Origin of the sequence: Planktothrix paucivesiculata PCC 9631 (genome assembly GCF_900009265.2) — a bacterium.
In the GTDB taxonomy this organism is placed as follows: domain Bacteria; phylum Cyanobacteriota; class Cyanobacteriia; order Cyanobacteriales; family Microcoleaceae; genus Planktothrix; species Planktothrix paucivesiculata.
In genome coordinates this window covers 1-12898 of record NZ_LR735008.1, presented here as the reverse complement: position 1 = coordinate 12898, position 12898 = coordinate 1, and the positions used below count along the sequence as shown (strand labels likewise).

The 12898-nt window shown below is 40.1% G+C and carries 16 protein-coding genes; 10 read left to right on the top strand and 6 right to left on the bottom strand.

From position 1 onward, the window contains the following. Positions 1–20: 20 nt before the first annotated feature. The gene (locus PL9631_RS07100) at positions 21–710 is read left to right on the top strand and encodes an N-acetylmannosamine-6-phosphate 2-epimerase (protein ID WP_083618873.1); all 690 of its coding nucleotides are present in this window, start codon (positions 21–23) and stop codon (positions 708–710) included. On the opposite strand, the gene PL9631_RS07095 is transcribed toward PL9631_RS07100, so the two are convergent. Continuing rightward, positions 683–1684, bottom strand: a complete 1002-nt coding sequence (locus PL9631_RS07095; RefSeq protein WP_331281252.1) for a lysylphosphatidylglycerol synthase transmembrane domain-containing protein — start codon at positions 1682–1684, stop codon at positions 683–685. The two genes, PL9631_RS07100 and PL9631_RS07095, sit on opposite strands and share 28 nt — an antisense overlap. Before the next feature lie 22 nt (positions 1685–1706). Beyond that, the gene (locus PL9631_RS07090) at positions 1707–2429 is read right to left on the bottom strand and encodes a C40 family peptidase (protein ID WP_083618447.1); all 723 of its coding nucleotides are present in this window, start codon (positions 2427–2429) and stop codon (positions 1707–1709) included. Between the two features lie 84 nt (positions 2430–2513). Here PL9631_RS07090 and PL9631_RS07085 point away from each other — a divergent pair, with 84 nt between their 5' ends. From PL9631_RS07085 to PL9631_RS07070, 4 genes are all read left to right on the top strand, one after another. After that, positions 2514–3449 carry a serine hydrolase gene (locus PL9631_RS07085; protein WP_083618445.1) on the top strand — a complete coding sequence of 312 codons (936 nt, stop codon included), beginning with the start codon at positions 2514–2516 and terminating at the stop codon, positions 3447–3449. Between the two features lie 82 nt (positions 3450–3531). After that, on the top strand, positions 3532–4965 hold the full coding sequence (locus tag PL9631_RS07080; RefSeq protein ID WP_083618444.1) for a circularly permuted type 2 ATP-grasp protein: 1434 nt from the start codon (positions 3532–3534) through the stop codon (positions 4963–4965). A gap of 87 nt (positions 4966–5052) precedes the next feature. After that, on the top strand, positions 5053–6042 hold the full coding sequence (locus tag PL9631_RS07075; protein WP_083618442.1) for an alpha-E domain-containing protein: 990 nt from the start codon (positions 5053–5055) through the stop codon (positions 6040–6042). A gap of 224 nt (positions 6043–6266) precedes the next feature. Continuing rightward, on the top strand, positions 6267–6404 hold the full coding sequence (locus PL9631_RS07070) for a photosystem II reaction center protein K (protein ID WP_071782508.1): 138 nt from the start codon (positions 6267–6269) through the stop codon (positions 6402–6404). A 118-nt stretch (positions 6405–6522) separates the two neighbouring features. Here the strand turns inward: PL9631_RS07070 and PL9631_RS07065 are convergent, their stop codons facing one another. Then, complete coding sequence (locus tag PL9631_RS07065) at positions 6523–7080, bottom strand: glutathione S-transferase family protein (protein WP_083618441.1); 558 nt, start codon at positions 7078–7080, stop codon at positions 6523–6525. A gap of 99 nt (positions 7081–7179) precedes the next feature. On the opposite strand from PL9631_RS07065, the gene PL9631_RS07060 reads away from it, so the two are divergent. Beyond that, positions 7180–7989: an Rpn family recombination-promoting nuclease/putative transposase gene (locus PL9631_RS07060; protein WP_083618439.1), complete on the top strand. Its 810-nt coding sequence runs from the start codon at positions 7180–7182 to the stop codon at positions 7987–7989. Between the two features lie 196 nt (positions 7990–8185). Here the strand turns inward: PL9631_RS07060 and PL9631_RS07055 are convergent, their stop codons facing one another. Together PL9631_RS07055 and PL9631_RS07050 are read right to left on the bottom strand one after the other, a co-directional pair. Further along, entirely contained in the window at positions 8186–8650 is a 465-nt protein-coding gene (locus PL9631_RS07055) for a hypothetical protein (RefSeq protein WP_079679580.1), read from the bottom strand. 183 nt (positions 8651–8833) lie between these two features. Beyond that, complete coding sequence (locus PL9631_RS07050) at positions 8834–9313, bottom strand: cobalamin biosynthesis protein (RefSeq protein WP_083618437.1); 480 nt, start codon at positions 9311–9313, stop codon at positions 8834–8836. 167 nt (positions 9314–9480) lie between these two features. On the opposite strand from PL9631_RS07050, the gene PL9631_RS07045 reads away from it, so the two are divergent. Together PL9631_RS07045 and PL9631_RS07040 are read left to right on the top strand one after the other, a co-directional pair. Further along, complete coding sequence (locus PL9631_RS07045) at positions 9481–10269, top strand: hypothetical protein (protein WP_083618435.1); 789 nt, start codon at positions 9481–9483, stop codon at positions 10267–10269. A 27-nt stretch (positions 10270–10296) separates the two neighbouring features. Continuing rightward, on the top strand, positions 10297–11388 hold the full coding sequence (locus PL9631_RS07040; RefSeq protein WP_083618433.1) for a saccharopine dehydrogenase family protein: 1092 nt from the start codon (positions 10297–10299) through the stop codon (positions 11386–11388). A 12-nt stretch (positions 11389–11400) separates the two neighbouring features. Here the strand turns inward: PL9631_RS07040 and PL9631_RS07035 are convergent, their stop codons facing one another. Then, the gene (locus PL9631_RS07035) at positions 11401–11667 is read right to left on the bottom strand and encodes a hypothetical protein (protein WP_083618431.1); all 267 of its coding nucleotides are present in this window, start codon (positions 11665–11667) and stop codon (positions 11401–11403) included. A 74-nt stretch (positions 11668–11741) separates the two neighbouring features. Between PL9631_RS07035 and PL9631_RS07030 the strand changes: the two genes are divergently transcribed. Both PL9631_RS07030 and PL9631_RS07025 read left to right on the top strand, forming a co-directional pair. Further along, complete coding sequence (locus PL9631_RS07030; protein WP_083618430.1) at positions 11742–12290, top strand: DUF2854 domain-containing protein; 549 nt, start codon at positions 11742–11744, stop codon at positions 12288–12290. 210 nt (positions 12291–12500) lie between these two features. Then, positions 12501–12725: a hypothetical protein gene (locus PL9631_RS07025; RefSeq protein ID WP_083618428.1), complete on the top strand. Its 225-nt coding sequence runs from the start codon at positions 12501–12503 to the stop codon at positions 12723–12725. Positions 12726–12898 lie beyond the last annotated feature (173 nt).

Sequence of the window (12898 nt, the reverse complement as noted above, 5' to 3'; positions counted from 1 at the left end):
CCTACCCTAATAAATCTAACATGAAATCCGATCTTTTTTCCATCTTAACTCACGGATTAATTGTCTCCTGTCAAGCACCCATTGATTCCCCCCTCCATGATCCAATTGTCATTGCAGCCATGGCTAAAGCCGCCGTTAACCAAGGAGCATTAGGGGTGAGAATAGATACCCCAGACCATGTTCAAGCAGTGCGTCAACGGGTTTCTCAACCAATTATTGGGTTATGGAAACAACAAATTCCTGGGTTTGATGTGTATATTACGCCTCGATTTGAAGACGCTGTGGCGATCGCTAACTCCGGGGCCGATATCATTGCAATTGATGCTACTTTGCGAGAACGTCCCCAAGGAGAAACCGTCAGGAATTTAATTGCTAAAATCCATCAAGAATTAGGTAAATTGGTGATGGCGGATGTGGATAGTTTAGAAGCAGCTATAGAAGCCTTAGAATCGGGTGCAGACTGTGTGGGTACAACCTTATATGGGTATACAAAAGCCACCCAAAATCAATCTCCTCCCGGTTTTGATTTATTATCCCAAATGGTTAAACAATTGCCGATTCCTGTAATTTGTGAAGGAGGAGTTGCTTCCCCCCAAATGGCTAGAAAAGCCCTAGATTTAGGAGCCCATGCTGTGGTTGTAGGTACGGCAATTACGGGAATTGACTTATTAGTTAAAGCCTATCAATTAGAATTATCTAAAAATCTTTGATCGAGTTTTGCTAATAATGCGCCTAATGTTTCAGAAACAATACTAACTAAACGGTAAAATGCGATCGCACCGAGTAAAATACCTGGGGAAAATTGTTGACTCAATAGGGCTAAAATAGTGGCTTCAAATACCCCTAACCCCCCCGGTGCGCCCGGAATTAATAGCCCCAATAACCAAGCAAAACTATAGGCTCCTAATAACATAGGAATTTGCTCGAAGTTGAGGGGAGTTAGGGCGAGTAAAGTCAACATAAAACCCGACCATCTTAATAGAATAAAACCCACTCCTCCCAACAGGGGTTTGAAGGGATAATAGTCTAATTGACAGGAGGCTTCCTTGGGAAAATTAGAGAGTTGTTTTTTAAATTTTGCGGTTTCTAAATATTTCAGAATTGGGTTTAAAATTCGGGGATGAGCCCCAATTCCTAAAGCGATTAAACAGATAATTTGGATAATCCAATAGGGGGTATGATAACTGACTAACGCCACGCCTAACGCGGCGGCTGCCATCATTAAGGGTTCGAGTAATACACTCAAAGCGGCGGCTTCCAGGGCAATTCCAGAGTCTTTCAGTGCCACAATTCGACCATAGAAATGCCAAATATTCCCCGGCAAATATTTAGCAATATTAGTAATTAAATAAAGTCGTACTCCCCAACGGGATCTAATGGGTTGCTTAAATTCTTTAATAATAATCAACCAGACAAAAGCTGACCAAACATGGGCAGAAAGGGTAACAAAAAGAGCTAAACCGAAATAAATCCATCCCGTTGAAGTAATATTAATTTCAGAAATTTCTTGCCAATGTTTTCTGAAGTTCGCAGCCAAGAAAAATAAAGTTCCTCCGAGAATTAACCATCGTAAATAAGGTTTAACCAAGCTGAGTAAAACTTTTGCCGCTTGCATGATTCCCTGTAAAAATTGAGGTTTTTTATCGGGTTTTGATGGCTGAATTTTAAGTTTTGTAGGTTGCATTTTAAAGTGAAAATAAAGATAATTAAACAGTAGGTTGATAACTGGAAATTATTCGTCCTGCTCCTCGCAATTGTTTAAAATAATACTGAATACACGCATCGCCTTCGAGTGATAATTCATCAATTTTAATTCCATTGCGACCGTGTTGACTTCCTGAACTATGGATATATTGTTTATCTCCCAAATATAATCCAACATGGGTGGCTTTTTCAACTGTTCCAAAAAATATTAAATCTCCGGGTAAAAGACCAGAAAAATCTAATTTTTCTCGATCAAAAGCTAAGGGTTGAGCAAAGGCTTCCTGTTGATAGGCATCCCTAGGAATCCAAATCCCAACGGCAGCAAATGCGGCTTGCATTAAACCCGAACAGTCATAATTAGGGCCGATTGTTCCACCCCAAAGATAATAATTAGGGGTTGCCATTGCGGCTTGAGTAAACTCAATAATTTTAGGAATTATAGCTTGAATTTCAGCCTCTGACCAAATCGAGGGGAGATAGGGTTGAGTGGCAATATCTAAATGATTTTGATCCTCAGTGCGTAACCAAGCGGTATAATTATCTTCACATAATTGAACTAAAATATTAGGTGAATTATGAGTGTGATTATTTTGTTTAGGAAGTAGACGTAAATGACGATATGCAGCCACTTGGGTTGCTAAAGTTTGGCAATCGGCTGCATCATAGAGATCTAAATTTTCTCTACAGGAATACTCCATCGGATCTGATAAAGGTTGGGCAATCATAAATTAAGTTAATAGATATTAACAGTTAAGGGTAGGACGAGTGACCCTAACCTAAAACCTGACCACTGACACCTGAAAGCTAAAATGACTTTTTTCCATTCCGATGAACAACTACAAAATCAAGGCATTGGCATTATAGATGCAACTCGTACCCAATTTCCAAGTTTAGCCGCCAATCAGGTAGCCATGACTTGGTTAGTCTATGACCCGCCGATTTCAGTCAATACCGGGGGCGCCTTAACTCCGGAGGAATTTTGGAAATATCCTGTTCGGGGATTTAACTATCGGGGGATTGAACCCATTTATCCGGCTAGTATTGTGAAGTTATTCTATCTCCTAGCGGTTTTTGAGTGGAAAGACAAGGGAATGTTACGCACAACCCCAGAACTTGAAAGGGCGATTCGAGATATGGTCATTGATTCTAGTAAGGATGCCACCAGTCTAGTGGTAGATGTCCTAACTGGAACCACAAGCGGGCCAGAATTATCCCCAGGGCCCTTTGAAACCTGGAAAAGTCAGCGAAATTTGGTGAATCGTTATTTACAAACCCTGAATTGGCCAGAATTTGAATCGATTAATGTCAATCAAAAAACTTGGTCTGATGGCGCCTACGGTCGAGAACGGATTTTTTTAGGAGAATTAATGGAAAATCGTAATATGTTAACCACGAATGCTACCGCTAGATTATTGCATAGTATTATTGGAGGGGTGGCGGTTTCTTCTGTCGCTTCGGGTCAGATGATGGAATTAATCAAACGCAGTCTTGACCCCAAAGATTTAGCCGAAAATCCTGATAATCAAGTCACGGGTTTTTTAGGGGGTGGATTGCCTAAAACGGCAAAACTCTGGTCAAAAGCCGGACATACAAGCCAAGTTCGTCATGATGCGGCTTATATTGAACTTCCCTCGACTCGACCCTATGTATTAGTGGTATTTACGGAAGGAAAAGCCCCAAGTCAGAACCGGGAGATTTTACCATTTATTTCTCAAAAGGTGGTAGAAGCAATCAAAGGTTTATAAATTCGTATCAAAAGCTACAGTGAACCGTTCTCTAAAACTCCTATATCTCAAGTAAGTTTCAAAAAAACAGGGGAAAAAGGCTGTGCGATTTCAATTTTACGATCCAGGTGAATTCTACGATGAACTTTTTGTCGCGAAAGGACAACCCCGTCCCCACGCCGTACCCTTAATTGATCGGATTAATTCTTTATCCCCCGGGGATTTAGAAATTCGACAGGAAGCGGCCAAAACAGCAATGATGAAATTGGGCGCGACCTTTAACGTTTATAGTGATAGTGAAGGGACGGAAAGAATATTACCCTTTGACTTAATTCCTAGAATTGTTTCCGCTTCAGAATGGTCTCATTTAGAACGAGGATTAAAGCAGCGTATCCAAGTCTTGAATCTATTTATTGATGATATTTATGGAGAACAAAAAATTGTCAAAGATGGAATTATTCCTGAAGAATTAATTCTTTCTTCTAAAGGGTTCCTGAAGCCTTGTATCGGGTTAAAACCGCCTAAAAATATTTGGTGTCATATTACTGGGACAGATTTAGTTAGAGATCGAGAGGGAAAATGGTACGTTCTGGAAGATAATTTACGCTGTCCCTCGGGGGTTTCTTATGTTTTAGAAAATCGCCGGGTGATGAAAAGCACATTTCCCCAACTTTTTGCTAAATTAGGGATTCAACCCGTTGATGAATACCCCAGTCATTTATTAGATACTTTGCTCAATTTAGTCGGAGATCATATTAGTAATCCGACGGTAGTTGTTTTAACTCCTGGGATGTATAATTCTGCCTACTTTGAACATTCCTTTTTAGCCCAACAAATGGGGGTAGAATTAGTCGAAGGACGGGATTTAGTGGTGAGTGATGGCTATGTGCAAATGCGAACCACGAAGGGATTAAAACGGGTGGATGTGATTTATCGTCGAATTGATGATACTTTTATTGATCCGTTAGTGTTTAATGCCGAATCAATGTTAGGAGTTCCGGGGTTAACAGAAGTCTATCGTAATGGTCGAGTTGCTCTGGCGAATGCGTTGGGAACTGGAATTGCGGATGATAAAGTGATTTATGCTTATGTTCCCCAAATGACTCAATATTATTTAGGAGAAGAACAAATTTTATCCAATGTTCCTACCTATTTATGTTGGGAACCCAAACAATTAGAATATGTGCTAAATCATCTGGATCAATTAGTTGTTAAAGCGGCGAATGAAGCGGGAGGATATGGGATGTTAGTGGGAACCCAATCTACCGAATTAGAACGTCAAGAATTTGCTGAAAAAATTAAGGCGAATCCCCGAAATTATATTGCCCAACCGACATTAGCATTATCTCGAGTTCCCACCTTATTAGGAGATAGTTTTGAAGGGTGTCACGTTGATTTAAGACCTTATATTTTATATGGTGAAGATATCTATGTTCATCCGGGGGGATTGACCCGGGTAGCGATGAAAAAAGGGTCATTAGTTGTTAATTCTTCTCAAGGAGGAGGGAGTAAGGATACTTGGGTTTTATGTGAATAAATCTGGATCACGGATTTTGATGGATTTCATGAATTTTTTTGGGGTGGGTTCATCCTATTCAATAGTAAACCGTTAACCATTTTTAATATGTTAAGTCGTGTTGCAGATTCTATTTATTGGTTAAATCGTTATGTGGAACGGGCGGAAAATATTGCTCGTTTTATTGATGTTAATCAAAATTTGTTATTAGATTCTCCCTCCGGTGTTCAACAACAGTGGAAACCGATTGTGGTTACAACGGGAGACTTAGAACTATTTAAAGAACGCTATGGAGAAGCGACGGCAGAAAATGTGATTCGGTTTTTAACTTTTGATAGTAATTATCCCAGTTCTATTTTATCTTGTTTACGGGCTGCCCGGGAAAATGCTCGTTCAGTTCGAGAAATTATTTCCTCGGAAATGTGGGAACAGGTGAATGAATTTTATATGATGGTTAGAGATGCGGCTTTAGGAGATAGTTCCTATCAACTCGCGGATTTCTTCTATCAAGTGAAAATGCGCGGACACCTGTTTGCTGGGGTGATGGATGCTACGATGTCCCATAATGAAGGGTGGCATTTTGGCAATATGGGGAGATTATTAGAACGGGGGGATAAAACCTCTCGAATTTTAGATGTCAAGTATTATATTTTGTTACCTTCGGTACAGGATGTGGGAACAACTATTGATGAAATTCAGTGGATTGCATTATTAAAATCTGCCAGTGCTTATGAAATGTATCGGAAACGCAAACAACACCGAATTACGCCTTCTCGGGTGGTGGAATTTTTAATCTTAGATCGGGAGTTTCCCCGTTCAATTGAATATTGTTTGTTACAAGCGGAGCGATCGCTTCAATGTATTACCGGAACTAGCCCCGGAACCTGGCAAAATCCCGCCGAACGGGAGTTAGGACGGCTACGTTCTGAACTCGATTATCTGACTATTGAAGAAATTATGCAAAGGGGAATTCATGAATTTTTAGATGATTTACAAAATCGGATGAATCATGTCGGTGAGCGAATTTATGAAGATTTTTTTGCCCTGAAACCGGTAGTTAGTCCCTTTGTCCAGACTCAGACTCAAGCGAGTTCCTGATGATCCCATTCGGTGATTTTGCTCTGGTGCAACCCCCCAGACTTTCAAATCTTATGTTTCAATGGCCACAACTATTCCAGGCTGATCCGATCTGAAATTGACCGTGGCGATCGCCAGAATTAAGCCTGAGCAGCAACTTTTAAAATTCGTGAGTTGCCATGACCGCGCGTGGTAAAATGTGTAAAAATTCGCCCACATAATTTTTCCCAGAGGTATATTAATTCATGGAAGCAACACTGCTGTTAGCAAAGCTACCCGAAGCTTACTCTATTTTTAGCCCGGTTGTTGACATTCTGCCCGTGATCCCCGTATTTTTCCTGTTGTTGGCTTTTGTTTGGCAAGCCTCCGTGGGATTCAAATAAGAAAACAAGTTTAAGCTATCAGCGTCCAGTTAGAAACTTGTGGGGTTTTCTCAACCCGATCTAGGGTTTAACCTCCCAATCTTTTTAACTTCACGCTGATAGCCTTTTCTAGTTAATATTACTTGCTTCCACCCATGGCTTTTTGGAAAGCGGGTCTTTCGTTTAAACGTTGAATATATTCTAAAACCGCCGGATAGGGGCTTAAATCCAACTGCAACATCAAGGGAATATAAGCCAAAATCGAACCTACTGCAATATCAGCTACGTTTAATTCATCACCCATTAAAAAGGGTTGTTGACTCAAAATTTTATTTAAAGGATTGAGTAAACGAGGGGTTTCTTTTTCCCGATTCGCTTCTATAAAAATCCCCGTTCCCAACGTAGCATTACCAAATAATACCCATTGTGTAATGATAGCTCGTTCTTCAACAGAACTGGGTAGTTTACCGTGTTTGTCGGCTAAATATAATAAAATCGCGCCCGACTCCCAGAGTTGAAAATCATCTTCTACAATAGCAGGAACTTTACCAATCGGATTAATTGATAAAAATTCAGGTTGCAGGTGTTCTCCCGCCGCCATATCTAACAAAATAAACTCGTAGGGAACCCCAATTTCTTCTAAATACCATTGAACAATTGAAGCCCGACTGCGACCGCCACCATATAGTTTTAACATGAATCTTTATCCTTTTTTAAGATGAGAACTTTCTAAAAAAGTTTATCATAAAATTAGAAGGAGAAAACATGATTAATATTCAGACCCAGGAAAAAAACCGTGTTTGATAATATCTGCAAATTTCTAGCGGAGAATTTTTCCGAGGATTTAGCCAGTTGGTTATTAGGTTTTCCGATTCAGTTAACACAACTGAGCCCAACGGAGTTATCCTTAGAACCAATTCGCGCAGATTCCTTAATTTTACTCCAATCTGATGAGTTGGTATTGCATACGGAATTCCAAACTCAACCGGATGCGATGATGCCATTTCGGATGTTAGATTATCGAGTTAGGGTATATCGACGGTTTCCTCAAAAGTCAATGCGTCAGGTGGTGATTTATTTACAGCCAACAAAATCCCCTTTAGTTCAACAAAATACCTTTAGATTAGAAAAAACCTCCCATGAATTTGAGGTGATTCGTCTTTGGGAACAGCCAACAGAGGAGTTTTTGAGAATTCCTGGGTTATTACCTTTTGCGGTATTAAGTCAGACTAATGATCCCGCCCTGGTATTAACTCAAATCTCCCAAATAACTGAACAAATTGCAGATCGGCGAGTTCAAAGTAATTTAATGGCTGCATCTGCAATTCTCGCCGGATTAGTGTTAGAACCCGAAGTCATTCAACGGATTATTAGGAGCGATATTATGCAAGAATCCACCATGTATCAAGAAATTCTACGACAAGGGAAAGAACAGGGTCGTGCTGAAGGTCTTACCGAAGGTCGTGCCCAAGCCTTAAAACAAGTGGCAATTCTATTACTCAAAATGGGCATGAGTTTAGAACAAATTGCCGCAACAACACAATTAACTGTTCCTCAAATTCAAGAGTTACAACAAACCCAAGAACAGGAAAATCAAAATAATTAAATATGGGGGCAAGTTCCTAGATATTCAGTGAATACCCTAGAACTTCGCCCCGATTAAAATCTCTTAAATATAGCAATCGTCAAGGCAGTTAGGACAAAGACGGATGTACCGAACCTAGACTGTGAAGTCTTTTCTTTTCCTCCCTATTCACTGTTCCCTGTTCCCTGTTCCCTGTTCCCTGTTCCCTGCTATAGAATTACAGAACTTGGTGAGTATAAGCGTGTTGTTTGACATTATCTTCAGTCCGAATCATTCGCTCGGAATTTAAAACCCGTTTTCGTTCTAAGGAGTAATTAAATTCTTTAAAACTGGTTCCTAAAGGAATATGAAGTTTAGCTTGGGGTCGATTCTTGTAAGTGCGAGTTGCGGCGATCGCGCGATCGCTAAAATTCTCACAAAAATGGGCATCTGTTGTTAATTCTGCGGGAATTTTAGCCTCTGCGTTCATCAAAATAGAACCTAATGTCACCGCCAAAGCTACCTCATAGGAAGTCGGAACTCCTTTAAGAATTGCTTCTAAAGCCGCTGAGGGAATGGGTTCAACCACTTTCACTTGATGAACTTCCCCATCTTCTTTAACAAAACAGGTCGCTAAACCAATGACGACATAATCATCAGTCGAGAGATCAGGGGCGTTAGGATAAGCTGTTGCAGTTGTCATAAAAATTAAAAAGTTCAGAATTCCAAGAATCATTCGCTGGTTGCATTGTACCAAGTTCCGATCTTCCCCACCTGAACCGAATTAGACCCGGAAAGTGTCTAAACCCTTACCTGAGTTTAACAACAGGGATATTGTTAAACTCATCGAGCTTCACATTTTGCTAAAATATTTAACCAAACTTTATCAAAATTCCCCTGGGGTTTTCCGTTGGGCTTGAGCAATGGCCACTGTTACCGCCTGTCTGATCTGAGGCGTTGATACCCGATAAATTTGCTTAGAAACCAGTAAGGTTTTGACTCCAGCAGCTTGTAAGGCGGCAGCTTCGGCCACACTCGGCGTTCCGACTGCTGTTCCCACCCGATCAGAAGGGTTAGGAACCTCCACAGACCGCAATAACTCCGAGGAGAAGGTGCGTAAGGGCCAATTTTTGACTTGGCACAATTCCACTAACCCGGGTTCCTCGCCTTTGATATCTAAAGTGGCAATACCAGCGATCGCATTTTCCTCTAAATTATACTGTTGTAAAACCTGCTGAATGGCTGTTTCAATCAAACTTCTGGGGGTTAAATGTCCACAACCGACACCGACCCACAACACCTGGGGAAACCACGGAGTTTCAGGAGTATCAAATTTTACCATTTTCTGCAATTGGGAAAAATTCATCGGGTAACAGTAATCGATTAAGATAGAGAAATTGTTTCTTTGATGATCATTAATGGAAAAAAACTCCTATTTATACAATTATCGGGTATGGGGGCATCCTTAAACAGACCAAAACTTCTGAGCCAGTTGTCAATTTTTCTTTTAGGTAAAAAGGCGGAGCATCTATAATGGATCAGAGAACAGAATTATTATTAAAACTCGATATTTTTAAAGAATTTTATACCGAAGAAATCGAAACAATTAGCGAATATTTTTCGATTCATAAGTTCTTTGATTTACAAGTGATTATGCCCCAAACCGGTAAGGATTCCTCCTTTGGGATTATTCTATCTGGGGAAGTCAGCATCAGTGATGACCAGATAGAAAATTCCAGTCGTACTAAAGGAGATATCCTGGGGGAAATGGCATTTATTCATGGTTTTCGGTCGGATTTTATTGCCGCGAGTGATGGGGCGATCGCTATTATGACCTTTGATGATATTGAAAAGCTCAAACTCAAACAACCTTATTTAGCGGTTAAATTAGTGGATTTTGTAACCCATAATCTTGTTAATAATTTACGCAAAAATGACAAAAAAGACAATACAGAAATCCTAGTATTATTAGCCGATGATCATTTATTTTCAGATTTAATTAATTTAATCAAGGATCATCTTCATATTATCAATAACTTTTCCATTGTCACCTCCGAAAAATTAAAAACAACCTTAGAAGAAAGCACAAATTTAACTATTAGTCAAGTGATTGAACCCGATAGTTTGATTTTGGGTGAAACCGCTATTGGTCATCAAATTCTGTTAGATCAAGTTAAAGCAATTATGTATCTTCGAGATCCGGTGAAAGTCGAATCCAATCCCGCATCCGTTGAAGCCCTATCGCGATTATGTGACTTACAACAGGTTTTATTTGCAACTAATTTATTAACGGCAAATGCTATTTTTCAGTATTTAGAATAAAATTGATTAAGCACAGGAGATCATCCCATGAATCAACGAGTTTTAATCCTAGGAGGCAGAGGCAGAATAGGTAATAGTGTTGCCGAAGATCTTGCCCAACATACCGCAGCCCAGATTACCGTTACGGGACGAACACTGACGGAAAATATAGGAATTAATCCCCGATTTCAACAGTTAGAATTAGATCTGAGTGATCAAGCTAAATTAGAAACAGCGATCGCTAATTCCGATTTAGTCATCCACTGTGCTGGGCCGTTTCAATATCGAGATTTAGGAGTTTTAAAAACCTGTATTCAACATCACGTTAACTATATTGATGTCAGTGATAATCGAGGCTTTACCCGCCGGATGTTAGACCATTCTGAAGCGGCAAAAAATGCCGGAGTTACGGCTATTATTAATACGGGTATTTTCCCCGGTATTTCTAATAGCATGGTGCGTCAAGGTGTGGAACAATTTGATCACGTCGAAAAAATCCACTTAAGTTATGTAGTTGGCGGGTCTGGCGGGGCGGGAATCACCGTTATGAGAACCACCTTTCTCGGGTTACAATCTCCCTTTCCAGTGTGGATAAACGGACAATGGCAAACGATTAAACCCTATAGCGAACGAGAAACCATTGAATTTCCTCCCCCCTACGGAAAAACCGGGGTTTATTGGTTTGATATGCCAGAATGTTTTACCTTGGTTGACTCTTTTCCCGTTAAAACAGTGATTACCAAATTTGGCACTATTCCCGATTTTTATAATTATTTAACTTGGAGTGTCGCCCATTGGTGGCCAGAAAGTTGGCTGAAAAATCCCGCCGTGATTGAGTTTTTATCCCAGGTCAGTTATCGGATGACTAATGTAACCGATCTTTGGAGTGGAATAGGGGTAGCAGTTCGTTCCTGTGTGACTGGAATTAAACAGGGAAAAACCATTGATTTTTGTTCTACAATTGTTCATGAAAATACTGCTAAAATTGCCGGAATTGGCACCGGAACGATTGCGGAACTTTGCTTAAAGGGTAAACTGCAAAAGCCCGGAGTTTGGCCTGTAGAACAGGTACTTTCGACTCCCTTATTTGAAGCCGCCTTGAATCAACGTGGCGTTAATATTCAAACCAATTTTAATTAGAAATTAAACAGACTAACGCAAAAACGGAGGGCGTTTAGTATCCGTGTCCGTTTTGTTTTTAGCCGACTCAGCCAGAAAACGTTTTAAAGCTTTTTCACGGTTTTTCATAAACGCCCCCCAAAACCCCGGTTGAAACTCATCCATCGTTTTCGCTAAAGCCCAAACATCGATGGCCAGGATGTTATACATTCGTTCATCTTCGCACTTGAGAGTATTAATCTGTTCTAGCAGCTTGCGTTTGATACTGGCAATCGATTGATCTTCATCGTTGGTGGTCATATTGAACGTTTAATAAAATGGCGTAGCAGTTTAGAATCAACAGAGTGAGTTCTAGCAGAATACTTTTGATTAATATGTTACGTCAAACTTCTTTGGGCACCCTGGGTTTAGTGGTGGGTGGAATCTTAACTGTAGTGGGTTTTGCCGCCTATTTTGCGGATAATGCCACCTTAAACTTAGCGGGATTTTTCTATGGAATTCCCGTCTTGTTAGGGGGTTTAGCCCTGAAAGCGGCCGAACTCAAACCCATCCCTTTTACTCAAGAGACATCCCCGGAGGTCTTAGCCCGCCGAGAAAAACAGGCTACAGACACCCAAAATCAAGTCCGCAAGGATATCACCCGATATCGCTACGGCCAAGAAGCCCATTTATCCGATGTCCTCGAACGTATGGGACTAAGCCCCAACCGTGAAGAACGTCCTCTCCTGCAAGGTGTGCGAGAAACCTTAATTAATGATTCCTATTCGTTAATTTTACAGTTTGATTCTCCATTTATGTCTCTGGAAAATTGGCAAAAAAAACAAGACAAAATTGCTAAGTTCTTTGGCCCTAATTTACAAGTTGAAATTAGCCAACCCCAAGCAGAACAAATTGATGTGGCTTTAATTTCCGATCAGCATTAGTTTTTATTTCTGGAAAAGATAAAATATCTAAATGTCCGGGCGGGTTCGGTAATATTTTTTATTCTTAACCACAAATATTATAAACTCGCCCAACTCTCTCTATTAATCAATCAGTACCAATTTAACCAGAAAATCATTATTGGAGGGAAGGGGAGAAACTTTAAAATCTGATGATGTTATAATTAAGGTGGCAATTTTCACAGATCATATATGTCTGAAAGATTAGAAACTTCAAGACTTCAACAAGCGATTGATACAGTAGAATCTCTATCCTTTGAGGAGCAAAACCTAATCGTTGAAATCTTAGTTAAGCGCCTACAAAGAAACCGTAGAGGAAAACTACTACAAGAACTTCAAGAAGTTCGACAAGAAGCCTCAGAAGGCATGATTAAAGTGGGTTCTGTAGATGATTTTCTTAGGGAGTTAGATACTTGACAAGAATTGCTTGGACTCCTAAATCTTTAAGATGCTACATCTAAAAATATAATTTTACTGTTAAATATTGGCAACCCTGATGATGTCTACTAGACTTGAATAGGACTTACGCAGAATACCCAATTATACACCATCTGTAGGGGCGAACGGCCGTTCGCCCCTACTAGATATGG

Coding starts and splice junctions, on each gene's coding strand:
- PL9631_RS07030 (WP_083618430.1), top strand. CDS start 11,742: ATGTTACGTCAAACTTCTTTGGGCACCCTGGGTTTAGTGGTGGGTGGA.
- PL9631_RS07035 (WP_083618431.1), bottom strand. CDS start 11,667: ATGACCACCAACGATGAAGATCAATCGATTGCCAGTATCAAACGCAAG.
- PL9631_RS07055 (WP_079679580.1), bottom strand. CDS start 8,650: ATGACAACTGCAACAGCTTATCCTAACGCCCCTGATCTCTCGACTGAT.
- PL9631_RS07090 (WP_083618447.1), bottom strand. CDS start 2,429: ATGATTGCCCAACCTTTATCAGATCCGATGGAGTATTCCTGTAGAGAA.
- PL9631_RS07040 (WP_083618433.1), top strand. CDS start 10,297: ATGAATCAACGAGTTTTAATCCTAGGAGGCAGAGGCAGAATAGGTAAT.
- PL9631_RS07100 (WP_083618873.1), top strand. CDS start 21: ATGAAATCCGATCTTTTTTCCATCTTAACTCACGGATTAATTGTCTCC.
- PL9631_RS07070 (WP_071782508.1), top strand. CDS start 6,267: ATGGAAGCAACACTGCTGTTAGCAAAGCTACCCGAAGCTTACTCTATT.
- PL9631_RS07025 (WP_083618428.1), top strand. CDS start 12,501: ATGTCTGAAAGATTAGAAACTTCAAGACTTCAACAAGCGATTGATACA.
- PL9631_RS07045 (WP_083618435.1), top strand. CDS start 9,481: ATGGATCAGAGAACAGAATTATTATTAAAACTCGATATTTTTAAAGAA.
- PL9631_RS07095 (WP_331281252.1), bottom strand. CDS start 1,684: ATGCAACCTACAAAACTTAAAATTCAGCCATCAAAACCCGATAAAAAA.
- PL9631_RS07050 (WP_083618437.1), bottom strand. CDS start 9,313: ATGAATTTTTCCCAATTGCAGAAAATGGTAAAATTTGATACTCCTGAA.
- PL9631_RS07075 (WP_083618442.1), top strand. CDS start 5,053: ATGTTAAGTCGTGTTGCAGATTCTATTTATTGGTTAAATCGTTATGTG.
- PL9631_RS07065 (WP_083618441.1), bottom strand. CDS start 7,080: ATGTTAAAACTATATGGTGGCGGTCGCAGTCGGGCTTCAATTGTTCAA.
- PL9631_RS07085 (WP_083618445.1), top strand. CDS start 2,514: ATGACTTTTTTCCATTCCGATGAACAACTACAAAATCAAGGCATTGGC.